Raw genomic sequence first — 25,124 nt, 5'->3', positions numbered from 1 at the left:
AAAAGGGGCTTTACATCAACGAACGGTACCAATATTTAAAGCAAAAAGAAGTTCAAGCGCTTTTATCTCCTGAGGGCAGTCAAGTTTTCGCACAACGCAAGGTTGATGTGGAGCCTGTCTTTGGGCAGATAAAGGCTTGTTTGGGTTACAAAAGATGTCATCTGCGGGGGAAACGACAGGTCAAGATTGATATGGGATTGGTCCTTATGGCTAACAATCTCCCCAAATACAACAGGAGAAGCAACCAAACCTAAAAAACAGAGGGTCACCAACAAGTGATCCTCTGTTTTTATGGGGGCAAATGGGTTTTGTCCCAAGCTCAACGCTGTGATAAGGACTGACCACATCATGGCTGGTGGGTAGAAAGTCAAGGTCAGAATAAAGCCCAGTAACTTGATGGCAATGTCCCAGGCCATGAATCGGTTGTGCGACTTGGCCATGGACTTAGTCATGGAAGTTCCTGACATCTTAGCCAACTCGGCATACATCCAAACATTGGTAAACGACACTAGGAGGACAATGACACCGTAAGCCGCTTGGGCAATGGGGTTATTAAAACTTTCCGAAACAATGGTGGTCACGTAAGGGAAAAGAGAGGAGAAAAAGAGCAAAAGAAGGGAAATCCAAACCAGCTTGTTGTTGATTTTCTCAAGGCCATCCCAGGAGCGATGCAGGTTGACCCACATGGTTCCCAACCAGAAGAAGGAAATGGTATAAGCAAAAAAGTTCATTCGCAAAGCCCAAAATCCAGCCAGACTGATAACCTCTGGCTTTTTCAATTCCAAGACCAAGATAGTCATGATGATAGCCAAGACGGCATCAGTAAAGGCTACCAGACGTTCTTTATTCATAAATAGCACCTCCAAAACAGACCCCATTATAACCCAAATAGCCGACTTTGACAAAAAACGAGATTGGTTTGAACCTGCTTCCGCACTTCCTGTCAGTTGACTACAAAAAGGCCCACGTCATAATCGTGCAAGTCCTTAAGATCAATATCTCGAGGATTGCCCATTTTGTGAGATAGTCGCAATCAGCCTTCATCTACTAGCTTCCAGACCAGCTAGCTACTCGTTTTCCTAAATAGCGAGGTTTCAATCTACTTATTACTAACTAAAGATAAATACACAAAAAAATCGAACTCCATCAGTCTCGATTTTTTAATCTTGATTTCCTTCGTCCGCTGGAAAATTTTGCTTTTCGAAGAGGATTATTTCAGCCGGCGGTTCCGCCACCAGTTGCCCAAGATATATTGCAAAAAGACTGCCAGAAGCATAAAACCAAAGCAGATCCAGCCACGATTGGTGCCGTAGTCACCAGTTTCGTGATAGCTAGAGCCCAGCTTAATCAACCGATAGATGGGCAGACCCAAAAAGCTAATAGTTGACTGGGCAAGTTGGGCTTGATAAACAGCTCGAAGCCCAAACCAAATCTTGATAGACAGGGCTGCCATACCAGCAAGGAGCCCAGCCAGTAGGGTTGCAATCATCTTCAGTCCGGATTTAATCGTAGGTGCCATGCTCCCCTCTTATTTCACAAGGCCTTTCAGGGCCTCTTCTAGAACCTTTTTAGTTGCTTCATAATAGGCTAAGCCATACTTAATAGTAATTTCTTGGGTACTGGTTAGACCGCCATCGTCTTTCCAGGTCTGGAGATTGTCGTGCAACTGCTGAATTTTTTCCTCCTTGCGGGCAATTTCTTCTGCCAAAAGGGGCTGCAAACTCTCATCCGATAAGTCTTGAGCGAAGAAAAGCCGCATCAGCAAATCTGATTTAACCGTTTCATCATCAACATCTGATTCAAAATAAGTAGCAAACTCTTCTCGTCCAGCTTCTGTAATAGTATAGACATTCTTATTGGGCCGTCCTTCTTGAATAACAACCTCTTTTTTTATCTTACCTTCCGCTTCCAGCTTACGCAGGGTAGGATAAATCATCCCATAAGTCCCATCGTAAAAATAGGAGAGCTGATTCTCTAAAATATTTTTAATATCATAGCCCGTCCTCTCTTTTCGGCTCAAAATCCCTAGGATGACATCTCTACCTTTCATGGCCTGTCCTCACTTTCCATTTTATTATAAGGGTATTGTAAGTAAGTGTCAACAAAAATATAGTTGACATCATTATTTATTTAGTTTATATTATCATTATTAATATAAAACGAAAGGAAGAAGAAATTCCCATGAAAAGAAACTTTACGATTTTTGCTATGTGTATTGGTATCTTTCTCTGTATGCTGGATACCACCGTCATGAACATCGCCCTGCCTACTATCCAAGATAGCCTCAAGGTCAGTCTCAACAACCTCCAATGGGCCCTCAATGTTTACACCATCGTCTTTGCCTCCCTGACCATTCCTCTTAGTAAATTAGCCGAGAAATATGGCAAGCAAAGATTTTACCTTTTAGGCTTGACCACTTTTATGCTGGGTTCCCTCCTTTCCGCTATCAGCCAGGACCTAAGCTTCTTGATTGTCGGTCGGGCTATCCAAAGTCTTGGGGCAGCCCTTGTCTTCCCTCTCTCTATGACCTTGGGAATCAGTACAGTCAGTGTCTCGACCCGTACCAAGATCATTGCTGCCCTTGGGGTAACCCAGGGCCTGGCTGCCGCCCTGGGGCCAACTATCGGTGGCATTCTCACCCAATATTTGGGTTGGCGATGGATCTTTCTCGTTAATCTCCCCTTGATGATTATTTCTTTAATCATTTGTCTGATTTGCTTCAACCGCCAAGAAGAAAAAGAATCAGCCAAGATTGACATTTTGGGGGCTATCCTCAGTATGGCAACCCTCTTTTCTCTGACCCTGGGTCTGGTTCAAGGACGCTCTTGGCATTGGACCAGTCCTGCTATACTGGGCCTTTTAACTGGTTCTGTCATCCTACTAATTCTATTCATCTGGTGGGAAGGCAAGGCAGAAGATCCAATGATACCCTTAACTCTCTTTAAAAACAAAGAATTTACGGGATCGGCTATCACAACCGTCCTCTCTAATATCTTTTTAGTCGCAGTAACGGTTGTCCTACCAACCTACTTTACCCGAGTTCAAGGAAAGACTGAATTGGAGGCGGCCCTTCTAGTAACTCCCATCACCGTCATGATATTTATCTTTTCCGCTCTAGCCGCCCTCCTACTCAATAAGTTTGGGGCTCGCTGCATTATCACTCTTGGTTTTACTCTCATGACCACTGCCTATATCCTCTTCACTAAGATTGATATGACTAACAGTCTACAGACAACTCTAACCTGCCTAGTCTTAGGGACTGGTTACGGAATTATTGCTGGTCCCATCACGGTTTTGGCAGCTTCGGATTTTACCGGCAAACTTCTGACTGCCTCCCAAAGCGTGGCTGGAGTCTTGCGTCAGGTCGGGATTGTGCTTGCCGTTGCCATCTATGTGACTGGTCTTTATAGCAACCTAACCACAGCAAGAAATGAATCGGTTAGCTATATTAAAGACCAAGTCAAGACGGTCCAAGTTTCCAAGGATAAGCAAAAGACCATCGCCGACGCTTCTATCAAGGCCCTAGGTAAGACCAAACAAGCTAAAACGACCAAAGACCATTTTAGTAAAGAAGACAGACAGGCCATCATTGAGCAAAACTACCAGAAAACCTTGAGGAATTATCCAAGTCAGCTACCTAACCAAGCCAAGCAGGCTATTCACAGTAAGGTTAAGACCCAGGTTCAGGCCAAACTAAGAACCATTAACCAGCAGATTAACAAGGCCATCGCAACTATCAAGAACTATGCCAAAGGTCGCTATACCAAGGCCTTTACCAAACTCTATCAATACTCCATCTGTTTTGTCGGACTGGCCATCTTCACTTCACTGCTCTTTCCCAAGAAAAATAGTGAGGTAGTTGGGTAATTTTTCAGGCTAGCAAAAAAGCCTCGAGCTTACTTTAGTTGATACTCGGGGCTTTGGCCTTCCAAATGGACACTTTATGTTTCCAATAATTATTAGTTCCTAAAAAACCCTCATTCAAAATCCCAAGTTTTCTTACTTAAGACCCCACAAAACAATCAATCCGCAAAAATAGAGGCTTCACCTTTTGCGAGTCTCTATTTTTGCGAGTCCAAGCGGGAATATCCCAAAACTCATTTTTATTTCTTATAATTTTCAGCCTCTTGGTCGGTCGCATAGACGAAGTGACCAGAGGTGATTTCGTGCATGATACGGGCTTGGCCATCCTCTTCCAGACTTGGGTCGTAAACCTGTGGAATGCGGTTGCGTTCGCTTTCTGGATCCGGCTCTGGAATAGCCGACAAGAGCGACTTGGTGTAGGGGTGGATAGGGTTATTGTAAACCTCATCCGCTGGTCCTACTTCTAAGAGCTTGCCCCAGTGCATAACACCAATCCGATCAGAGATATATTTAACCATAGACAAGTCATGGGCGATAAAGAGGTAGGTCAGGCCTTGGTCATGCTGGAGTTTTTGCATGAGGTTGACCACCTGAGCCTGGATGGAAACATCCAAGGCAGAGATAGGTTCATCGGCCACGATAAATTTAGGGTTAACGGCCAAGGCTCTGGCAATCCCAATCCGCTGGCGTTGACCACCGGAGAATTCATGGGGATAGCGAGAGAGATGGTCCTTATTGAGGCCGACCAATTCGATCAGCTCTTCCACCTTCCGCTGCCGCTCTTCCTTACTGGCGGTCAAGTGGTGAATATCCAAACCTTCGGCGATAATGTCCCGAATGGTCATCCGACCATTAAGGCTGGCCTGAGGGTCTTGGAAAATCATTTGGGCATCCTTGCGGAAGTCGTGCAGGCCCTTACCCTTGAGGCTGGCGACAGATTTCCCATTGAAACTAATGTCGCCACCATCAATATCATAGAGCTTGAGGATGGAGCGACCAATGGTGGTCTTACCAGAACCGGATTCCCCAACCAGACCGAAGACTTCACCTTCATAGATGTCGAAGCTGACATCGTCAATGGCCTTGACTTGGTTAGATTTCCCCCGATTGAAGGTCAGGGAAACGTTCTTGACTTGGACTAATTTTTTGCGGTCTTGGGTCATTTTTGTCTCCCTTCTAATGCTTGCCAGTCTTGCCAACGTTTTTGGATAAAGTCTGGCGGGGTCACTTGGGGTGCTCGCTCATCCAAGAGCCAGGTGGCTGCATAGTGGCTATCAGATACCTTAAACATTGGCGGCTCTTCCTCATGGTCAATATCTAGAGCAAAGGCATTTCTGGCCGCAAAAGCATCACCCTTGGGTGGATTGAGCAAGTCTGGTGGCGTTCCTGGAATAGCTTGCAGGCTGCCAGACTGGGTGCCGGTTGTCGGCATAGAGCCTAGCAGGCCCCAAGTGTAAGGGTGTTGAGGATTGTAGAATACCTCATCAACGGTCCCGTACTCAACAATCTTACCAGCGTACATGACAGCCACTCGGTCAGCCATGCCAGCCACCACACCCAAATCATGGGTGATGAAGATAATGGAGCTCTCGGTCTGCTTTTGAATGCCCTTCATCAGATGCAAAATCTGTGCCTGAATGGTCACATCCAGAGCCGTTGTCGGTTCATCGGCAATGAGGATTTCTGGATTAGCAGCCAGGGCAATGGCAATGACAGCCCGTTGCCGCATTCCTCCAGACCATTGGTGGGGGTAATCATTAGCGTGTTCACGCGCATTAGGAATACCAACCTTCTCCATCAAATCAACAGCGATTTCAAAGGCCTGGTCAAATTCCATCTCCTCATCATGAATGAGGATAGGCTCAGTAATCTGCTTCCAAATCTTCATGGTGGGATCCAGACTCGTCATGGGGTCCTGGAAAATCATGGCAATCTCATTGCCACGCACATCCACCCAGTCTTTTTCGACTAGGTCATTAAGATTGCGACCCTTGAACTGAATGTCCCCCTTGACCTCAGCATTCTTGGCTGACAAGCCCATGAGGGTCCGAGTGGTCACGGACTTTCCGGAACCTGATTCGCCAACGATGGCCAGAGTTTCCCCCTTGTAAAGCTCGAAATTGACATTGCGAATAGCCTTGACATCCCCAGCGTAGGTGTGGAAATTGACATGGAGGTTCTTAACACTTAAAATTTCTTCTTTTGACATAGAGACCTCCTTACTCATCAGCATTTGACTTAGGGTCAAAGGCATCTCGCAGACCATCACCCAGAAGGATAAAGGCCAGGGAAATGAAGACCAGAGCCAGAGCTGGAATAATCAGCTGGTAGGGATAGTATTGCAGGTATTCCTGGGCATCGGTAATCAGAGACCCCAGAGAAGCCGTCGGTGGCTTAACACCCAGGTTGATAGCCGAGAGGACTGCTTCATACATGATGGCACTAGGCACAGTCATCATGATTTGGACAATAATAATCCCAGAAATATTAGGGAGAATATGCTTAAAGGCAATTCTGAGATTGCTTTCACCCAGGGCCCGTGATGCCAGAACGAAATCCCGCTCCTTATAGGACAGGGTCATATTGCGAACCTGACGAGCCATGGCTGTCCAACCCACGATAGCGATGGAAATAATGATGGCCGTTACCCCATTTCCCAAAAGGAGACCCAACATGGTCACGATAACCAAGTTAGGAATGGAGGAAATAACCTCGATAATCCGCTGCATAATGGTATCGGTCCGACCACCGATGAAGCCTGAAATCAGGCCATAGGTTACCCCAATCAAGAGATCAATCAGGGTCGCCACAACAGCAATCAAAAGGGAAATCCGGATCCCGACCATAACCCGTTTGGCGACACTGCGACCTAGGTTATCAGTTCCCAAGATAAATTTCTTACCCTTTGGAACTTCCTGTTCCTTGTAGACATCTGTTTTCTTGTTTGAACCAGAATATTTAATAGTCCCGTTCCAGAAAGGCAGGTGGTCACTAATTTTCGGCGGTAGATTACGATAAGTGGTCACCTTGTTACTGTTAAAGGTATTGGCATCTTCCTTGCTGACAAAGGCCGTTGAAAGAGCTGCAAAAACCAGCATAAAGGCCAAAAACCAGAGGGCAACCAAGGCCAATTTATTTTTCTTCAACCGTCGCCAAGCATCCTGCATAAAGGTCAGGGTTGGCTTTTGGATTTTTTCTTGCGAGAGGGAACTGCCCGCCCCCACAAGCTTAAAGCTTCTTTTATCTTCCATGATGTCCTCCCCTATTGCAAGCGAACCCGAGGATCGGCAATACTAATGACAATATCGGTCACCAGAATGGCCACCATCAGCATGAGGGCGTAAACAATGGTAGTCCCCATGATGACCGGGTAATCCTTGGTCGGAATCGAACTAACAAACTGTTGCCCAATCCCAGGAATAGAGAAAATTTGCTCAATCAGGGCCGAACCGGTCAAAATATTAGCCGCCAGAGGGCCAACCAGAGTCAGAACCGGAATCATCGAGTTGCGGTAGGCATGTTGACCTGTAACTTCAGCTGAAGTCAGCCCCTTAGCCCTAGCTAACTGGATATAGTCCGTATTGAGGGTTTCAATCATTTCACTGCGGAAAAAGCGAGTAACTTGGGCAAAGACCGGAATGGCCAAGGCCAGAGTCGGTAAAATCGACTGGGCAAAGGTTCCCCAACCAACTAAGGGCAGGAGATTCCACTTGAAGCCAAGGTAGTCCAAGAGGAAGAGCCCGATAATGAAGGATGGGACTGAAATACCAAGGGTTGAGATTACACTAAGGATGCCATCAACCCAGTTGTTTTTATTGCGGGCGGAAACTGCACCCACAAAAAGTCCAGCAATAATCCCGACAACCAGGGCCTGAATTCCCAGCTGGGCTGAGACGGCCAAGCGTTGACCAATCAAAGTTGAAACCTTCTGATTAACCGAAGCATAGGAGGTTCCCAGATCCCCGTGCAGGATATTCCAGAGATAGGTCAAGTACTGTTGCCAGAGGGGTTTATCCAAGCCATATTGCTTGTTCATCATAGCAATCATCGCATCGGTCAGCTTGGGATTGTTATAGGGGGTTCCCGGCAAAACTTGCATCAGGAAGAAGGAGAGGGTGATGACCACCCAAAGCGTGACCAGCAAAATTGCCAGCCTTTTCAATAAATATTTCACCATAGTTTTGATTCCTTTAAAGCGGACAAATAAGAGACTGGGCAAGAAGAATCACGACCTCCATCATGTGGAAACGACGATTTCTCCCCAGCTCTTATTCTGCCTCAATTACTTCTTGTAGGCGTAGGTAAAGTCAACTTGTAAGCCTGTCGCATTATGAACAACACCCGTCAAATTAGGATTTTGCAGGGCCTTGGTCGAGCGGAAATAAATGGGGTTGTAGAGGGCTTCATCATAAAGAGCTTTTTCCGCCGCCTTATAATCATCAGCACCAGCTGCTGGATCTAGGGCATCGGTTGTCAGTGCTTTTTGATAAGCCGCATCGTAATCCGCATTGGAGAACTTACCATAGTTGTAGGCAGAATCAGATGGGAAGAGACCATAGAAGGTTGAACCTTCTGGATAGTCACCCCCCCAGAGAACTAGGGCCACATCGAAGTTTTGATTTTTGGTGTCCTCCAAGCGTTGCTTAAAGGTGACAAATTTTTCCTCTACCGTTAAGCCTGGTAGGGCACTTTCCCAAGTTTCCTTGATATAGTCAACAGCTGCTTTACCAACTGGATTATCTGAGTCAGCTGTAATGGTCAACTTAAGCGAGCTTTTGCCGATTTCAGCCAAACCTGACTTAAAGAGTTGAGCAGCCTTCTTAGGATCATAGGTATAGCCTGGGGCAACATAATCGGTCAAATCTTGACCATTCGGTAACTTTTCCATACCTGATGGTACTAGGGCAGTCGCCGCCTTAGACCCCGTATCAACCGCCGCCTTGACAATTCCAGGACGGTTGGTTGCCAGATTGAGGGCTTGACGAATATTTTTATTGGTCAAACCTGCTACCTTACCCGTTTCATTGTAAACAATATAGCTGGTCGTTGCTTCAGGAACCTTGATGACATCCTTATTGTCCTTATTAGCATTGTACATGGCTTGGGTACTTGAAATGGTCGCATAGTCGACATCGCCCTGTTTGTACATCTGCACAGCTGTATCTGGCTTCTTGATGGTCTGCACAGTGATGGTTTTCGTCTTGACATGCTTAGCATCCCAATAGTATTTATTCTTAACTAGCTTATAGGTGCTACTAGTTCCATTCCAGGCTTCAACCTTATAAGGGCCAGAATAGAGGGAATACTTAGAAGCCGTTCCGTAATTATCCCCAGTCTTATCAACAAAGGCCTTCTTTTGCGGAACAAAGTTAGCAAAGGATAGGAGATTCTTAAATTGTGGAGCAGGCTTGGAAAGGGTAAAGATAATCTTATTGCCTTCTGCCTTGACACCTAGATCAGAGAGGGGTTTCTTACCAGCAATCACCTCATCAGCATTCAGTAGATGGGCATCTTGAGTTAAATAGGCATATTCAGAAGCCGTCTTGGGATCAACAATCCGCTGCCAGGAATAGACGATATCTTGAGCCGTTAAATCGCTCCCGTCCGACCACTTGAGGTTATTTCGTAAGGTGGCTGTATAGGTCAGGCCATCTGATGAGACCTCAACCTTCTTTGCTAAATCGGGCTTTAAATTTCCCTTCTTATCAACACGAAGGAGATTACTACCCGAGTTCCCAATAGCAATGGATGAATAAGTATCCGTCACCTTGGAAGCATCCAAGGTAATCACTTCGGTCGGGGTTGTCCAGTTAATCTCATGTTTTGTCTCATCAGGCTTGCTCATATTATAGGCAAGGCCAGCACCAACCAAGACTAGGCCAGCAACCGCAATCCATTTGGCATTCTTACGAAGCTTTTTTCTGAATTTTCTTTTTATTAATACCATAAAATTCCTTCTCACTCGGGCCTTAGAGAACCCTAACTACTGAATTATCCAGTCAAACAAAAATAGACCTAGACCGACCAAAGAGTGAGGTCTGTCCAATCCATTTTAAGCGACTATAACGTTTTCAATTATAGCAGTTTATTAAGGAAATGTAAATATTCCATTTCGTTTTCTTTTCAGCTTTTGCCTATCAAATAGCTTGTTTTACCAAATAAAAAGCCCCTCCTAAATCCTAGGAGAGGCGAGAAACTTCATCTTATATCTATACAGATTTTAAGAGTAAGTCTGATATTTTATTCAGCAATTGGGGCTTCTTCTGCACTTGGTCCCACTTCTTCTTCAATGATTTCAACCTCATTGACGGCCTGTGGTTCAATGTTACGGTAGCGGGCCATACCAGTACCAGCTGGAATGATCTTACCGATGATAACATTTTCCTTAAGACCCAGCAGGTGGTCCTTCTTACCACGGATAGCCGCATCCGTAAGAACACGGGTAGTTTCTTGGAAGGAAGCTGCTGACAAGAAGGAGTTGGTTTCCAAGGAAGCCTTGGTGATTCCCATCAGGACTGGACGGCTGGTTGCAGGAATACCGCCAGCGATAACAATTTCCTTATTGGCATCCGTGAAGTCGGCGATATCTAGGAGGGTACCTGGCAGAAGCTCAGTGTCTCCTGGATCCATGACCCGAACCTTGCGAAGCATTTGCCGAACCATAACTTCGACGTGCTTGTCACCGATTTCTACCCCTTGGCTACGGTAAACCTTTTGGACTTCGGCCAGGAGGTAAGTTTCAACTGACAGGGTATCACGCACTTCCAGCAAGTGTTTTGGTTGGATAGACCCTTCGGTCAGAGCAGCACCACGAGAGATTTCATCGCCCACTTGGACCTTCATCCGAGCAGTAAATGGTACCACGTATTCACCTTTACCAGTCTTACCTTCAACGTAAACCTTCTTGGTCCTTGTTGCCGCATCTTCTTCGATGTCGGTTATGCGACCCTTGACTTCTGTGATGACCGCTTCCCCTTTAGGATTGCGGGCTTCAAAGATTTCTTGGATACGTGGCAAACCTTGAGTGATGTCGGTATTAGAAGCAACACCACCGGTGTGGAAGGTCCGCATGGTCAACTGGGTACCAGGTTCCCCGATAGATTGGGCAGCAACCGTACCGACGGCTTCCCCAACTTCAACGGCATCACCGGTTGCCAGGTTGATACCGTAACAATGACGGCAGACACCATGGCGGGTGTTACAAGTGAAGACGGAGCGGATGGTAACTTCTTCAACGCCAGCCTTGACAATTTCAGCGGCCATATTTTCGGTAATCAAGGTGTCAGGCTCAACCAGAACTTTACCAGTCTCTGGGTGCTTAACACTCTTCTTGGTGTAACGACCAACCAGGCGTTCTTGCAAGGTTTCCGTTACTTCCTTACCATCGGTAATAGCTGTAATGGTCAAGCCACGGTCAGTGCCACAGTCATCCTCACGGATGATAACATCTTGAGCCACGTCAACCAGACGACGAGTCAGGTAACCTGAGTCAGCAGTCTTGAGGGCCGTATCGGTCATACCTTTACGAGCACCATGGGTTGAGAAGAACATTTCCAAAACGGATAGACCTTCACGGAAGTTAGACAGGATTGGCAATTCCATGATTTGTCCATTAGGAGCAGCCATCAGACCACGCATACCAGCCAATTGAGAGAAGTTAGAGATGTTACCCCGAGCTCCTGAGTCCATCATCATAACGATAGGGTTCTTAGGATCTTGGTTGGCAATTAGGGCTTCTTCCAATTCTTCCTTAGCTTCACGCCAAGTATTGGTGACAGCTGTGTAGCGGTCATCATCGGTCATGAGACCACGACGGAAGGCCTTGTTGATTTGGTCAACCTTAGCATGGGCGGCATCAATGATTTCTTGCTTATTGTCAATAACTGGGATATCGGCGATACCAACGGTCAAACCAGACAGGGTTGAATGGTAGTAACCCAAATCTTTGAGACGGTCCAGGAAGGCAGACGTCTCTGTCGTCCGTAGGCGTTTGAAGGTTTCAGCAATAATATTACCCAAGTGTTTCTTCTTGAAAGGTTCATTGATCTCAAGAGCTTGGATAGCTGGCTTGATGTCGGTACCTGGTTCTAAGAAGTATTTATCAGGCGTCTTTTCAGTCAGGTTGCTGTTGGTTGGTTCTTGCAGATAAGGCAGTTCTGCTGGCATGATGTCGTTAAAGAGAATCTTACCAACAGTTGTCATCATAACCTTGCCCTTTTGGTCCTCGGTCCAAGGTTTTTCAGGCATGCTATCTGTTGCGATACCGACACGGGTATGCAAGTGGGCAAAGCCATTGCGATAAGCCATGATAGCTTCATCCTTATCCTTGAAGACCATACCTTCACCTTCACGACCGGCATCTTCCATGGTCAGGTAGTAGTTCCCCAAAACCATATCTTGAGATGGGGTAACGACTGGTTTACCATCTTTAGGGTTAAGGATGTGTTCGGCTGCCAACATAAGCAGGCGAGCTTCAGCCTGAGCTTCTTCAGACAGGGGCACGTGGATAGCCATTTGGTCCCCGTCAAAGTCGGCATTGTAGGCTTCACAAGCCAGTGGGTGCAGACGCAGGGCCTTACCATCAATCAGAACTGGTTCAAAGGCTTGGATACCAAGTCTGTGCAGGGTAGGTGCCCGGTTAAGGAGAACTGGGTGTTCCTTGATGACGTCTTCGAGAATATCCCAGATACGTTCGTCCCCACGTTCAACCATCCGCTTAGCAGCCTTAACATTGCCAGCGTATTCACGAGCAACAATTTCTTTCATGACGAAAGGCTTGAAGAGCTCGATAGCCATTTGACGTGGCACACCACATTGGTACATCTTGAGGGTCGGACCAACGGCGATAACGGAACGACCTGAGAAGTCAACCCGTTTACCCAGCAAGTTTTGCCGGAAACGTCCTTGCTTACCTTTAAGCATTTGGCTAAGCGATTTAAGCGGACGGCTGCCTGGACCTGTGATTGGACGGCCACGACGACCATTATCAACTAGAGCATCAACGGCTTCTTGCAGCATCCGTTTTTCATTTTGGACGATGATCCCTGGAGCATTGAGTTCCAGGAGGCGGGCCAAACGGTTGTTCCGGTTGATCACCCGACGGTAGAGGTCGTTGAGGTCAGAGGTCGCAAAACGGCCACCATCCAGTTGCAGCATTGGCCGTAAATCTGGTGGAATAACTGGCAGGATATTAAGGACCATCCATTCTGGCTTATTTCCAGATTTTTGGAAGGCATCAAGAACATCCAAACGACGGATAGCTTTAATCCGCTTTTGACCTGAAGCAGTTTTTAATTCTTCCTTGAGTTCAGCAATTTCAGCTTCCAAGTCTACCTGTTTCAAAAGGTCTTGAATAGCTTCTGCACCCATCTTAGCGATGAAAGAACCATAGCCGTACTCTTGTAATTTTTCGCGATACTCACGCTCAGTCAAGATAGACTTGCGTTCCAGCGGAGTTTCCTTAGGATCAATAACCACATAGGCTGCGAAGTAGATAACTTCTTCCAAAGCCCGTGGACTCATGTCCAAGGTCAAGCCCATCCGTGATGGGATACCCTTAAAGTACCAAATGTGAGAAACAGGAGCCTTCAATTCAATGTGACCCATACGTTCCCGACGCACTCTGGCACGAGTAACTTCAACCCCACACCGGTCGCAGACAATCCCTTTGTAACGGATTCGCTTGTATTTACCACAGGCACATTCCCAGTCTTTGGTAGGGCCAAAGATGACTTCATCAAAGAGCCCTTCACGTTCTGGTTTGAGCGTGCGGTAGTTGATTGTTTCAGGTTTCTTAACTTCACCGTAAGACCAAGAACGAACCTTGTTAGGAGAAGCTAAAGTGATTTGCATACTTTTAAAACGATTTACGTCAACCACTAGTATTACCTTTCTATTTATCTGGCTGAACCGGAGTATCTCCCAGCCCAGCTTATGATGAGACCTGAATAAGAACTAACCGACTAAGAAAAACCTCCTCAATCAGTCCGTTCCCCAGTCTCATTCTTCAGTCTTTTGAGCCTGATTTTCAGCAGCTTGTGCTAGACGGGCAGTCTCAGCAGCCTGTTGTTTACGAGCCTTTTCCAGATCATCAACGTGCATAACATCGTCATCTTCACCTTCGCCAAGATCACGCAATTCAATCTCCTTGTCATCCTCGTCCAACACCCGCATGTCAAGACCAAGTGACTGCAATTCTTTAACCAAGACCCGGAAGGATTCTGGCACACCTGGTTTTGGAATTGGTTTACCCTTGGTGATGGCTTCATAGGCCTTGAGACGGCCGTTGACATCATCTGACTTATAGGTCAAAATTTCTTGGAGAACATTTGAAGCACCATAAGCTTCCAAAGCCCAAACTTCCATTTCCCCGAAACGTTGACCACCAAACTGAGCTTTACCGCCCAGAGGTTGTTGGGTAACGGTTGAGTAAGGACCAGTTGAACGGGCGTGAAGCTTATCATCAACCATGTGGTGGAGCTTAATCATGTACATGACCCCAACAGACACGCGGTTGTCAAATGGTTCACCGGTACGACCATCGTAGAGAACAGTCTTAGCATCACCATCCATGCCGGCTTCTTCAACAGTTTCCCAAAGATCTTCGGAAGTTGCTCCGTCAAAGACTGGTGTCGCGATGTGGATACCCAAGTTGCGAGCTGCCATACCTAAGTGGAGTTCCATAACTTGTCCGATATTCATCCGAGATGGCACACCCAGTGGGTTGAGCATGATATCAACAGGCGTTCCGTCAGGCAGGTAAGGCATGTCTTCAACCGGAACAATCCGAGAAACGACACCCTTGTTACCGTGGCGGCCGGCCATCTTGTCACCGACCTTGATCTTACGTTTTTGAGCGATGTAAACCCGAACCAGCATATTAACACCAGACTGGAGTTCATCCCCATTAGCCCGGGTAAAGATCTTAACATCGCGGACGATACCAGCACCACCGTGAGGAACCCGCAGAGAAGTATCCCGCACTTCACGAGACTTATCACCAAAGATAGCGTGGAGCAGGCGTTCTTCGGCTGACAGGTCTTTTTCTCCCTTAGGAGTGACCTTACCAACCAAGATATCGCCTTCCTTGACTTCCGCACCGATGCGGATAATACCCATTTCATCCAGGTCTTTAAGGGCTTCTTCACCAACGTTTGGAATTTCACGGGTAATTTCTTCAGGGCCTAACTTGGTATCGCGAGTTTCAGATTCAAATTCTTCCAAGTGAACAGAGGTGTAAACATCTTCTTTGACCAGGCGTTCACTCATGATGACCGCATCCTCGAAGTTGTAACCTTCCCAAGTCATATAAGCAACGATTGGGTTACGTCCAAGAGCCATTTCCCCTTTTTCCATAGAAGGACCGTCAGCAATGAAGTCGCCCTTTTCAACTTGGTCGCCAACCTTAACCAGCGTGCGTTGGTTGTAGGCAGTACCAGAGTTGGAACGGCGGAATTTGGTGATGTGGTAAACATCCAGAGAACCGTCTTCTCGGCGAACTTCGACCTTTTCAGCATCTGAGAAGGTTACCCGACCAGCGTGTTGGGCAATGACAGCAGCACCAGAGTCGTGGGCCGCTTGATATTCCATACCGGTTCCAACAAATGGTGCCCTAGGATCAATCAATGGCACAGCTTGCCGTTGCATGTTGGCACCCATGAGGGCCCGGTTAGAGTCATCGTTTTCCAAGAATGGGATACAAGCTGTCGCAACCGCAACTACCTGTTTAGGAGAAACGTCGACGAAATCAACTGTGCTGGCTGCAAATTCTTGGTTATTACCTTGGTGACGGCCCATGACAATTTCTTCTGCGAAGGTACCATCTTCATTGAGTTTAGAATTAGCCTGAGCGGCGGTATACTCATCTTCTTCATCGGCCGTCAGCCAAACGATTTCATTAGTGACCTTACCAGTTGAGCGATCAACCTTGCGGTAAGGGGTTTGGATAAAGCCATACTTGTTGAGGTGACCATATGAAGACAGGTTATTAATCAGACCGATATTTGGTCCTTCAGGAGTTTCAATTGGACACATCCGACCGTAGTGGGTGTAGTGCACATCCCGCACTTCGTAACCAGCCCGGTCCCGTGTCAAACCGCCAGGGCCTAAGGCTGACAAACGACGTTTGTGAGACAGCTCAGACAGAGGATTGTGTTGGTCCATGAATTGAGACAATTGTGAAGACCCAAAGAATTCCTTGATCGCAGCTGTAACCGGACGGATATTGATGATTTGTTGTGGTGTCAGAGCTTCATTGTCTTGGACAGACATGCGTTCACGCACGTTACGTTCCATCCGAGTCAAACCGATACGGAATTGGTTGGCCAAGAGTTCACCAACAGCACGAATCCGACGATTACCCAAGTGGTCGATATCGTCAACCTTACCGAGACCCTGATCCAAATTAAGGAAATAAGACATCTCTGCCAAGATATCAGCAGGTGTCAAAGCACGCACCTTATCATCTGGATTTGAATTACCAACGATAGTGACAACCTTATCCGCATCCAGAGGTGAGACCACCTTGAACTTTTGCAGAACGACAGGTTCTGTCACAACAGCGTAGTCATTTGGTGTATAAACAAAGCTGTTAAGACCATTATCCAGGGCGTCAGCAATCGAGTCAATAACATCACGTGTCATGACCGTTCCCACTTCAACCAGGATTTCTCCTGTTTCACCATCGACCAAGTTTTCGGCCAAGGTTTGGTTGAGCAGACGAGTCTTGACATTAAGTTTCTTATTAATCTTATAGCGACCAACGGCAGCCAAGTCATAACGCCGAGGATCAAAGAAACGAGCGGTCAAAAGGCTCCGAGAGCTATCAGCCGTCTTAGGTTCTCCTGGACGCAGGCGTTCGTAGATTTCCTTGAGGGCTTCATCAGTTCTGGCATCCGCAGGATTCTTGTGAATATCCTTTTCGATGGTATTACGAACCAAGTCGCTATCGCCAAAGATATCAATGATTTCATCATCACCAGAGAAGCCAAGAGCCCGGACTAGGGTTGTAAAGGGAATCTTACGTGTCCGGTCGATACGCGTATAGGCGATATCCTTAGAGTCGGTCTCTAATTCCAACCAAGCTCCTCGGTTAGGGATGACAGTTGAACCGTAGCCAACCTTACCATTCTTATCAACCTTGTCGTTGAAGTAGACACCAGGTGAGCGGACCAATTGTGAAACAATAATCCGTTCCCCACCATTGATGATAAAGGTTCCCATTTCCGTCATGATTGGGAAATCACCAAAGAAGACTTCCTGAGTTTTGATTTCGCCAGTTTCCTTGTTGATCAAACGGAAAGTAACAAAGATAGGAGCCGAGTAGGAAGCATCGTGAATCCGAGCTTCTTCCAAGCTATACTTAGGCTCCTTCAACTCGTAGCCAACAAATTCCAATTCCATTGTTTCTGTGAAATTGGAAATTGGAAGTACATCTTCAAACACTTCTTTGAGGCCATTCTCCAAGAAATCCTTGAAGGAATCCGTTTGGATTTCAATTAAATTTGGTAGATCAAGAACTTCCTTGATTCTTGAAAAACTTCGACGGGTGCGGTGTTTCCCGTATTGAACGTCATGTCCTGCCAAGTTTCTATCTCCTTTATAGTAAGATACAAAGACTTCCTCAGAGCCAGCCCTAAGTCAGTCGAGGTCAATTAACAGCTTATCTGCCACCTTCCAGCTTTTTGAGGAGTTTTTAGAATTTTTATATTTATATTACATTTATAAAAATCCCCAAAATAAGGCACAAAAAGAGCAGCTAAATCTGACTAGAAAAGTTTGATTTAACTGCTGTTTCGCTTGATTGGACAATATTTCAATCAAGTTAGACGACAAATAATCATCCATATTATAACCGATTTAGCCCAAAATTGCAAATTTATTTAAGGCGATGAGATGGGCCCAGGCCCAGTTTTAGCCCTCAGATAAACCTACTCTCTTCGAGTGACAACTGAGGCGTTTTGCTTTCTGATTGCAATCAATTGATGGTTTGGGCCACTAAGCCAGCCGATGAGAACCGTGAAGAACCCAGCAACTTCAACTAGCTTACCACTTGAAATCACGCAAGCCCTGACGAATCGCTTTTATCTTAGCAGCATCTAGGCCATTACGCTCTTGGACTTCTGGAGCTAAGTTCTGCAAGTAAGCAACAAAGTTATCCACCAGATGGTCATACTGGTAGTTGCTCAGATGCTTGAGCTGCTGGCTGATAAATTCCTCAGCCTGGTCGAATTTTTCGGCCTCAACCAAATGGTCCAGATAAGCATTACCGCTGATTTCTTGGCCAGTCTCATCCTTGACCTTACCCAGATCCAGCTTAATATTTTCCAGTTTAAAGGCCTTGTCCATACCAGTCGTGGTCCTCCTGATTTGTCTAAGTAGGTCATCATTATTAAAAACGCTCGGCATAAGAGCCACCTCCAATCATCTATTAACCCTATCGGCTATCCCGAGAAGCGGGATCTGACTAGGCCACTTCTCCTAGCTTCATTATAAATTTTCCCCCAAATTCTGACAAAGAATTTCTGTTTAAAAGTGGGATCTCCCTTGATTGAGAGACCCCACTTACTAACACTTTGACTGCCAAACTTTTTAGGGAATATTTTCCCACATAAATTGGCAAATCAAGGCTGACCAGATTACTACTGCCCACTTACCGCCTTCCAAGCAGCTGCCTTATCACTATCGCTGCCACCAATCATAAAGTCATAAGTGGAATCACCAGGACCATTCTTAGCCCAGTTACTGGTTGTGGTATCACCACTCAAATCAGTCGTTTTACCATCATGGGAAACCAAAGCTGGCTTGAGCCCCGTTGATTTGAGCACATCAGCCTTGATAACACTATCATCTAGGGCAAATTTCTGTCCCGAGCCAAAGATCGAGCCGTCAGCCGAGTTAATGGCATTGACCAGATTGGCCATATACTGGGCATTATTCTCATAGCCAGCATTGGAGCTGAGAGGCGAATTGTCATCGTGACCAGCCCAGCCACCCAGGGTAACCGTCGGGGTTGCCAACATAAGCCAGACGTCGCTGGTATTGTCCGTGGTACCGGTCTTACCAATCCAGTCAGCCCCCGACATGAGGCCAGGGTTAAGGCCATTAAGGTCATCCTTGAACTTGGTCGTCTTGCCTGAAGAAATTGGACCATGCAGCAAATCAGTCATAATACTGGCTGTTGCCTTGCTATAAACTGACACAGGATGCTCTTGATGTTCATAGACGACCTTGCCTTTGCTATCAGTAATCGATTGCACCAGATAACCCTCTTGGTAATCACCCCCGTTGGCTAAGGTCTGGTAGGCATTGGTCTGTTGTAAGACCGTGGTTTCGATTCCACCACCCAGAGGCAGACTTTCAATGTCGTAATTATCAATCTGATAGTCCATCTTGGTCATGTATGCCTCAACATCGACCCCCTTTTGCCTCAGCATTTGGTAGGTCCAGTAGGCGGGAATATTCCAAGAGACATCCAGAGCCTCCTGTAGATTGACCGCACCTGTTCCCTCATCGTTGCCATGCATAATCTTGGTGCCGCCAGAAAAGCTGGCCGGGTAATTGGATAAAATTGAAGCCGATCCCATCAGCCCTTGATCAATCGCAATTCCGTAGGCCAAAATTGGCTTGATACTGGAACCAGGAGAACGCTTGGTATCAAAGGCGTGATTGTTCTGATTGCTAGCATAATCGCGACCGCCGACAAAGCCGAGGATGGCTCCCGTCTTATTGTCCATGAGGACATTCCCGACATCAACAGAACCATTATTGCCAGCATCCAGCTGATTCCCTGCATTTCTGGCCGTATCCTGCATAGCCTTATAAACCGCTTCGTTGATTGTTGTTTTAACCTGATAACCACCAGTTTGCAGAGCCTCTGAAGCCAGCTGTTTGTAATTGTCGACCGTTGTTTTTTTATTCAAATCCGTCGCTGTCAAGCCATCCCGCTTAACCAAGTAGGCATACATATCATTCTGGGCCTCATTCATAACGGCATAGTAGAGATAGTCGTGAGTCTTAGTTTCTGACGAGCCTGTGGCAATAAAGTCCTTGCGAATGTCGTATGATTTATAGGTTTCGTATTCTTTCTTACTGAGATAACCCGTCCGGTACATATTATAGAGGACGGTCTGCTGCCGCTTGAGGCCATAGCTAAGATTAGTCTCATTCTTGAGACTACCGTCCGGACCATAGGGCGAATAAACAATCGGACTCTGGGGTAGACCGGCAATATAGGCAGCTTGGGGAACCGTCAAATCCTTGGCCGATACCCCAAAAATACCTTGAGCTGCTTCTTCAATCCCTGCAATATTTTCCCCCTTATTATTACGTCCAAAAGGAGAGACATTGAGGTAGGAGCTGAGAATAGCGTCCTTGGTCATATAGCGCTCAAGAGCGAGAGAGTAGATGATTTCTCTGGCCTTACGTTTAAAGGTCGGATCATCACCAATCACCTGCTGCTTAATCAACTGCTGGGTGAGGGTTGAACCACCGCTTGTTGAGCCAACACCTAAAACTGAAGACACTAAAGCCCGAAAGACTGCCTTAGGCACGACACCATGGTGGGACTTGAAATTTTCATCTTCCGTCGCAATAATGGCATGTTTGGCATTGTCAGAAATGGCATTGCTGTCCACCGGACTTCTCAATAAATCGGTATCAATATCAGAAATCTCCTCGTCATTGGCATAGGTCAGTTTGGATACCTGGTTGACACTACTGACCTGGTTTAAGAGAACAGATTTGGCCGGCACCTTGACGCTATCAATCTGACTAGCAAAATAACCGACACCCAAACCAGCTCCCAAGACACAAAAAAGCAGAACGATAATATAAAAGAAATCCGACAGCATTTTTAAGCTACGCAAAAGAACCGCTCCTAGATCAGCCTTGCTCAACTTAAGGTCTTGGTCGGAATCACTAGGCGTTTCTTCTTTGGGGTAAAGGCGTTTTACTATCTTGGCTTGGCCCTTGCGAGATTTTTTCTTGTTTGGCTGGAAAAATTCCCGAGTGGCCTGAGCAAACTTCTTAAAAAATTCAATCATAGCTTACCTCAAAGCCATTATATCAAAATCAAAGTCAACTTGCATGGTAGTCCAAAATTCTGCTATAATGGGCTTACTATTATATTTATTGGAGAGAATTATGACAATTTTTGACGAATTGAAAGAACGTGGCTTGGTTTTCCAAACCACTGACGAAGAAGCCCTAAAAAAAGCCCTGGAGGAAGGTAGCCTTTCATTTTACTCAGGTTATGACCCAACCGCTGACAGCCTCCACCTAGGCCACTTGGTTCCAATCCTAGTTTGTCGTCACCTTCAATTGGCTGGCCACAAGCCCTACCCAATGGTTGGGGGAGCAACTGGACTGATTGGGGACCCTTCCTTTAAGGATACCGAACGCAGCCTGCAAACCAAGGAAACCGTTCAAGGTTGGGGGGCAAAGATTCAAAAGCAACTCTCTCGCTTCCTAGACTTTGAAAATGGTGAAAACAGGGCTGTCATGGCCAATAACTACGACTGGTTTGAGTCCATCAGCTTCATTGATTTCCTAAGGGATGTCGGTAAATACTTCACCGTCAACTACATGATGAGCAAGGAATCGGTGAAAAAACGGATTGAAACCGGAATTTCCTACACCGAGTTTGCCTACCAAATCATGCAAGGCTACGACTTCTACGAGCTCAATCAAAAATACAATGTCACCCTGCAAATCGGTGGTTCCGACCAATGGGGTAATATGACCGCCGGAACTGAACTTCTTCGTCGTAAGGCTGATAAAACTGGCCATGTCATCACTGTGCCCCTGATTACAGATGCGACCGGCAAGAAATTCGGTAAGTCCGAAGGCAACGCTGTCTGGTTGGACGCTGACAAGACCTCTCCTTACGAGATGTACCAATTCTGGCTCAATGTCATGGACGAGGATGCCGTTCGTTTCCTCAAGATTTTCACCTTCCTACCTTTAGATGAAATTGCCCAAATCGAAGAAAAATTCAACGCTGCTCGCCACGAACGCCTTGCCCAAAAAATTTTGGCCAAGGAAGTCGTGACCCTAGTCCACGGAGAAGAAGCCTACCAAGAAGCCTTGAAAATCACCGAGCAACTCTTTGCCGGAAATATCAAGGCCCTCTCGGCCCAAGAGCTCAAACAAGGACTGAGCGGTGTTCCTAGCTACTCCGTCCAGGCGGACGACGATCACAACATTGTAGAAATGCTGGTTAAGAGCGGCATTTCTTCTTCCAAACGCCAAGCCCGCGAAGATGTCCAAAACGGAGCCATCTACCTCAATGGCGAGCGGATTCAAAACTTGGATTACCAACTCTCTGATAGCGATAAAATTGACCAAGAACTAACCGTTATCCGCCGCGGAAAGAAAAAATACTTCGTCCTCACTTACTAATTTTTAGAATAGACTACCAAAAGGCCGAGATGCACATGCATCCCGACCTTTTCTATTTTTCCAAATACCGACCTGAAGCGATGAACAAGCATTTCGTACCGAAACTCCAAACTCTAGCTAATCAGGCATCCAGAGACCTCAAAATTAAACCTGGCTCTCAATCCTTAATCAAGCGATCTAGCAGACTAACCAGCAAAAACATAACAACAAAAATTATAGTAATGGTAGCACTAGCCGGTGTTTCCCAATAGTAGGAAAGGATAATCCCCATAAGCATGCCAACAAAACCAACACCAATAGCCGTGAGAATAACCCCCTTAAAGCTATCGGCTAGACGCATAGCAATGCTGGCAGGTAGGACCATAATGGTCGAAACCAAAAGGGCACCAGCTGCTGGAATCATCAATGCAATCGCCACTCCGGTAACAATATTAAAGGCTACCGACATCAAACGAACGGGCAGACCGTCAACAAAGGCCGTATCCTCATCAAAGGTCAAAATATACATGGGACGAAGACAAAAGAGGGTCAAGAGTAAGACAAGGGCAGCAATCGCAAAGAGAGCCAGCACCTGCCCCTGACTGATGGTAATAATAGACCCGAAAAGATACTGATCCAAACTGATATTAGAGCTACTGGTCTTACTAACCACAATCAAGGAGATAGCCAAACCCAAAGACATGAGGATGGCCGTCGAAATTTCAATATAATTGTGATAAACCGTCTGCAGGTATTCTAAGACAAGGGCCGCAATCACTACAATTAAGACCGTTGACCAAGTCGTATTCCAACCCAGTAGGATTCCGAAGGCAACTCCTGCTAAGGATACGTGACTCAAGGTATCGCTCATCAGGCTCTGTCGACGCAAAATTAGAAACAAACCTAATATTGGCGAGAAAATACTGATGGCAATAACAGCTAAGAGGGCTCGCTGCATAAATTCATACTGCAAAATCTCAAGCATTCCCAGAAGCCTCCTCACTATCATGGATATTGAAACAACGCCAAGGCAAATCCTGATTTCTCACCAGATGAATATTGCGATCAGCATAGTCCTTGACCTCCTCTGGGTCGTGGGTAATAATCAGGACAGACTTGCCATGCTGATGGGCACTGTGGTGCATCAATTCGTAAAAGGTCTCAGTCGTCCCAGCATCCATCCCAGTCGTAGGCTCGTCCAGGACGAAAATATCTGGGTCAGAGGCAAACATCCGAGCAATAACCGCCCGCTGTTTTTGACCCCCACTCAAATCACCAATTTTCTTATGACGATTTTCCCACATACCAACCGATTCCAAGCTAACCTTAACATGCTCTTCATCATGTTTAGTCAACCGTCGGAACCAGCCATTCCTAGGGTAGCGTCCCGATTTGACAAATTCATAAACCGTAGACGGAAAACCCGCATTAAAACTCGCAATCTGCTGGGGTAAGTAGGCTAAACGCAACTTTTTTCCATTCTTATTGAGCTTGGCAATCTTAACCTGACCATGTTTTGGTTTGAGAATCCCCAAGGTTGCCTTGATTAAGGTTGATTTAGCCGCACCATTTTCTCCCGTTAAGGTGACAAATTCACCGCTATCCAAATAGTAATGAATTCCTTCAAGAACTGGATCAGAATCATATTGAAAGGATAAATTTTCTACAGTAATATAGCGCATTAGTGGTTAAACTCCTCTTCCAACTTACTGATAAAAGCTGCGATGACCTCTTTGTCAGCATCCGAGAAATTATCTAAAATCTCGTCATAGACGGACAAGGTTGATTGGTGGTGTTGATCGTGTTCCAATGCTACTGCCCTAGCAGCTTCTGTCAAAGAATAATAACTAATTCTTGCATCAGATTCATCTTTAATCGTTTCCAAGAGATTCTGCTTAATCATGGCCTTAACCGCCTTAGTAACCGCAGCTTGACTAAGCTGCAACCGCTTAGCCAAATCAGAATTAGTCAGGCGCTCATGAGAAAGCAACATTAAGATATGCTCTTGTGTGTTGGTCAAAGCCAAATCGGACTGACAATGACCCAGCAAGAGTTCATTTTGATGCTCAGCCAAAATCAAAATTCTATTAAAAAGACCATCCAATTCTTTTGCTAATTTAGACATAAGAAAACTCCTTAACTAGTTAACAATCATTATCATACCATTTATACTAGGACTGGTCAAGTTGAGAAAAACAGATGTAGCCAACAACTATTGGAGAAACCACCTGTTTCCTCCCACAACCTTTACAATCAGAAAAATGCTAACTGGTAGCACACTTCCAATTAAATAAAAATACTTTTCATCGCACCCTCCCTATTCCTTGTGAAATTTTATCGTATCTGACCTTTCTGACCTTAAGCTACAAGAGGCATAAAAAGGACCAAGCTGCCTCCCTGCTTTGACCTCTGATTGATCCGTTCACCACACCTGAAAAAAACACAAAAAGGAGCTCGCACAGCGAACTCTCCCGATCTTCCTAACTCCACCAGTAGGACTCGAACCTACGACATCATGATTAACAGTCATGCGCTACTACCAACTGAGCTATGGTGGATAAAAGCTAAGCGACTCCCATATCTAACAGGGGGCAACCCCCAACTACTTCAGGCGTACTAGGGCTTAACTGCTGTGTTCGGCATGGGTACAGGTGTATCTCCTAGGCTAGCGTCACTTAACTCCTTGAGTGTGCTCACTCAAAATTGAATACCTATCTATTGTATCAAGCCTAAACCAATACTGTCAATACCTTCTGAACCTTACCTTGGTCAAGTCCTCGAGCGATTAGTATTAGTCCGCTCCATGTGTCACCACACGTCCACTCCTAACCTATCTACCTGATCTTCTCTCAGGGCTCTTACTAACTTAACGTTATGGGAAA

At 46.0% G+C, this 25,124-nt stretch carries 17 protein-coding genes, 1 tRNA gene, 2 rRNA genes and 1 pseudogene; 3 read left to right on the top strand and 18 right to left on the bottom strand.

Going from position 1 to position 25,124, the window contains the following annotated elements:
* On the top strand, nucleotides 1–254 hold a 254-nt coding region (locus BS63_RS1000000111940), incomplete at its 5' end, for a transposase (protein ID WP_080693960.1).
* Between the two features lie 60 nt (nucleotides 255–314).
* Here the strand turns inward: BS63_RS1000000111940 and BS63_RS01000000111070 are convergent.
* The 3 genes and pseudogenes from BS63_RS01000000111070 to BS63_RS0108875 form a co-directional block, all read right to left on the bottom strand.
* Nucleotides 315–851, bottom strand: a pseudogene (locus BS63_RS01000000111070) (TMEM175 family protein); the annotation flags it as partial.
* 359 nt (nucleotides 852–1,210) lie between these two features.
* Nucleotides 1,211–1,519 carry an LlsX family protein gene (locus BS63_RS0108880; RefSeq protein ID WP_002960875.1) on the bottom strand — a complete coding sequence of 103 codons (309 nt, stop codon included), beginning with the start codon at nucleotides 1,517–1,519 and terminating at the stop codon, nucleotides 1,211–1,213.
* Nucleotides 1,520–1,528: 9 nt separating this feature from the next.
* A complete protein-coding gene (locus BS63_RS0108875; protein ID WP_002960873.1) occupies nucleotides 1,529–2,050 on the bottom strand; it encodes a PadR family transcriptional regulator in 522 nt (173 codons plus the stop codon).
* A 131-nt stretch (nucleotides 2,051–2,181) separates the two neighbouring features.
* Here BS63_RS0108875 and BS63_RS0108870 point away from each other — a divergent pair, with 131 nt between their 5' ends.
* The gene (locus BS63_RS0108870) at nucleotides 2,182–3,867 is read left to right on the top strand and encodes an MFS transporter (RefSeq protein ID WP_002960871.1); all 1,686 of its coding nucleotides are present in this window, start codon (nucleotides 2,182–2,184) and stop codon (nucleotides 3,865–3,867) included.
* Between the two features lie 236 nt (nucleotides 3,868–4,103).
* On the opposite strand, the gene BS63_RS0108865 is transcribed toward BS63_RS0108870, so the two are convergent.
* From BS63_RS0108865 to pbp1b, 9 genes are all read right to left on the bottom strand, one after another.
* Nucleotides 4,104–5,027, bottom strand: a complete 924-nt coding sequence (locus BS63_RS0108865) for an ABC transporter ATP-binding protein (protein ID WP_002999065.1) — start codon at nucleotides 5,025–5,027, stop codon at nucleotides 4,104–4,106.
* Nucleotides 5,024–6,073: an ABC transporter ATP-binding protein gene (locus BS63_RS0108860; RefSeq protein ID WP_002960869.1), complete on the bottom strand. Its 1,050-nt coding sequence runs from the start codon at nucleotides 6,071–6,073 to the stop codon at nucleotides 5,024–5,026. The genes BS63_RS0108865 and BS63_RS0108860 overlap by 4 nt, the downstream gene beginning before the upstream one ends.
* Before the next feature lie 10 nt (nucleotides 6,074–6,083).
* On the bottom strand, nucleotides 6,084–7,115 hold the full coding sequence (locus BS63_RS0108855; protein WP_002960868.1) for an ABC transporter permease: 1,032 nt from the start codon (nucleotides 7,113–7,115) through the stop codon (nucleotides 6,084–6,086).
* 11 nt (nucleotides 7,116–7,126) lie between these two features.
* Nucleotides 7,127–8,041: an ABC transporter permease gene (locus BS63_RS0108850; protein WP_002960866.1), complete on the bottom strand. Its 915-nt coding sequence runs from the start codon at nucleotides 8,039–8,041 to the stop codon at nucleotides 7,127–7,129.
* Between the two features lie 105 nt (nucleotides 8,042–8,146).
* On the bottom strand, nucleotides 8,147–9,811 hold the full coding sequence (locus BS63_RS0108845; protein WP_028798551.1) for a peptide ABC transporter substrate-binding protein: 1,665 nt from the start codon (nucleotides 9,809–9,811) through the stop codon (nucleotides 8,147–8,149).
* A gap of 293 nt (nucleotides 9,812–10,104) precedes the next feature.
* Nucleotides 10,105–13,743, bottom strand: coding sequence for a DNA-directed RNA polymerase subunit beta' (rpoC, locus tag BS63_RS0108840; RefSeq protein ID WP_019773487.1), 3,639 nt, complete (start codon nucleotides 13,741–13,743; stop codon nucleotides 10,105–10,107).
* Nucleotides 13,744–13,863: 120 nt separating this feature from the next.
* Nucleotides 13,864–17,448 carry a DNA-directed RNA polymerase subunit beta gene (rpoB, locus tag BS63_RS0108835; RefSeq protein ID WP_019771018.1) on the bottom strand — a complete coding sequence of 1,195 codons (3,585 nt, stop codon included), beginning with the start codon at nucleotides 17,446–17,448 and terminating at the stop codon, nucleotides 13,864–13,866.
* Nucleotides 17,449–17,907: 459 nt separating this feature from the next.
* Nucleotides 17,908–18,270 carry a hypothetical protein gene (locus BS63_RS0108830; RefSeq protein WP_028798550.1) on the bottom strand — a complete coding sequence of 121 codons (363 nt, stop codon included), beginning with the start codon at nucleotides 18,268–18,270 and terminating at the stop codon, nucleotides 17,908–17,910.
* 233 nt (nucleotides 18,271–18,503) lie between these two features.
* Nucleotides 18,504–20,906, bottom strand: coding sequence for a penicillin-binding protein PBP1B (gene pbp1b, locus BS63_RS0108825; protein ID WP_028798549.1), 2,403 nt, complete (start codon nucleotides 20,904–20,906; stop codon nucleotides 18,504–18,506).
* A gap of 100 nt (nucleotides 20,907–21,006) precedes the next feature.
* On the opposite strand from pbp1b, the gene tyrS reads away from it, so the two are divergent.
* Complete coding sequence (tyrS, locus tag BS63_RS0108820; RefSeq protein ID WP_019777747.1) at nucleotides 21,007–22,263, top strand: tyrosine--tRNA ligase; 1,257 nt, start codon at nucleotides 21,007–21,009, stop codon at nucleotides 22,261–22,263.
* Nucleotides 22,264–22,420: 157 nt separating this feature from the next.
* Here the strand turns inward: tyrS and BS63_RS0108815 are convergent, their stop codons facing one another.
* From BS63_RS0108815 to BS63_RS0108790, 6 genes are all read right to left on the bottom strand, one after another.
* Nucleotides 22,421–23,227 carry a metal ABC transporter permease gene (locus tag BS63_RS0108815; RefSeq protein WP_002960850.1) on the bottom strand — a complete coding sequence of 269 codons (807 nt, stop codon included), beginning with the start codon at nucleotides 23,225–23,227 and terminating at the stop codon, nucleotides 22,421–22,423.
* Nucleotides 23,220–23,924: a metal ABC transporter ATP-binding protein gene (locus tag BS63_RS0108810; protein ID WP_002960849.1), complete on the bottom strand. Its 705-nt coding sequence runs from the start codon at nucleotides 23,922–23,924 to the stop codon at nucleotides 23,220–23,222. Before BS63_RS0108810 ends, BS63_RS0108815 begins: the two co-directional genes overlap by 8 nt.
* A complete protein-coding gene (locus BS63_RS0108805; RefSeq protein ID WP_002960848.1) occupies nucleotides 23,924–24,367 on the bottom strand; it encodes a zinc-dependent MarR family transcriptional regulator in 444 nt (147 codons plus the stop codon). Before BS63_RS0108805 ends, BS63_RS0108810 begins: the two co-directional genes overlap by 1 nt.
* Nucleotides 24,368–24,726: 359 nt before the next feature.
* Nucleotides 24,727–24,800: transfer RNA gene (locus tag BS63_RS0108800), tRNA-Asn, on the bottom strand.
* 5 nt (nucleotides 24,801–24,805) lie between these two features.
* Nucleotides 24,806–24,921: ribosomal RNA gene (gene rrf / locus BS63_RS0108795) — 5S ribosomal RNA — on the bottom strand.
* Nucleotides 24,922–25,007: 86 nt separating this feature from the next.
* A 23S ribosomal RNA gene (locus BS63_RS0108790) occupies nucleotides 25,008–25,124 on the bottom strand; the annotation flags it as partial.

This window comes from Streptococcus sobrinus DSM 20742 = ATCC 33478 (genome assembly GCF_000686605.1).
In the GTDB taxonomy this organism is placed as follows: Bacteria; Bacillota; Bacilli; order Lactobacillales; family Streptococcaceae; genus Streptococcus; species Streptococcus sobrinus.
The sequence above is the reverse complement of the archived record's forward strand: the minus strand, read 5'-3'. Positions and strand labels throughout refer to the sequence as shown.

Coding starts and splice junctions, on each gene's coding strand:
- BS63_RS0108880 (WP_002960875.1), bottom strand. CDS start 1,519: ATGGCACCTACGATTAAATCCGGACTGAAGATGATTGCAACCCTACTG.
- BS63_RS0108875 (WP_002960873.1), bottom strand. CDS start 2,050: ATGAAAGGTAGAGATGTCATCCTAGGGATTTTGAGCCGAAAAGAGAGG.
- BS63_RS0108870 (WP_002960871.1), top strand. CDS start 2,182: ATGAAAAGAAACTTTACGATTTTTGCTATGTGTATTGGTATCTTTCTC.
- BS63_RS0108865 (WP_002999065.1), bottom strand. CDS start 5,027: ATGACCCAAGACCGCAAAAAATTAGTCCAAGTCAAGAACGTTTCCCTG.
- BS63_RS0108860 (WP_002960869.1), bottom strand. CDS start 6,073: ATGTCAAAAGAAGAAATTTTAAGTGTTAAGAACCTCCATGTCAATTTC.
- BS63_RS0108855 (WP_002960868.1), bottom strand. CDS start 7,115: ATGGAAGATAAAAGAAGCTTTAAGCTTGTGGGGGCGGGCAGTTCCCTC.
- BS63_RS0108850 (WP_002960866.1), bottom strand. CDS start 8,041: ATGGTGAAATATTTATTGAAAAGGCTGGCAATTTTGCTGGTCACGCTT.
- BS63_RS0108845 (WP_028798551.1), bottom strand. CDS start 9,811: ATGGTATTAATAAAAAGAAAATTCAGAAAAAAGCTTCGTAAGAATGCC.
- BS63_RS0108830 (WP_028798550.1), bottom strand. CDS start 18,270: ATGCCGAGCGTTTTTAATAATGATGACCTACTTAGACAAATCAGGAGG.
- pbp1b (WP_028798549.1), bottom strand. CDS start 20,906: ATGATTGAATTTTTTAAGAAGTTTGCTCAGGCCACTCGGGAATTTTTC.
- tyrS (WP_019777747.1), top strand. CDS start 21,007: ATGACAATTTTTGACGAATTGAAAGAACGTGGCTTGGTTTTCCAAACC.
- BS63_RS0108815 (WP_002960850.1), bottom strand. CDS start 23,227: ATGCTTGAGATTTTGCAGTATGAATTTATGCAGCGAGCCCTCTTAGCT.
- BS63_RS0108810 (WP_002960849.1), bottom strand. CDS start 23,924: ATGCGCTATATTACTGTAGAAAATTTATCCTTTCAATATGATTCTGAT.
- BS63_RS0108805 (WP_002960848.1), bottom strand. CDS start 24,367: ATGTCTAAATTAGCAAAAGAATTGGATGGTCTTTTTAATAGAATTTTG.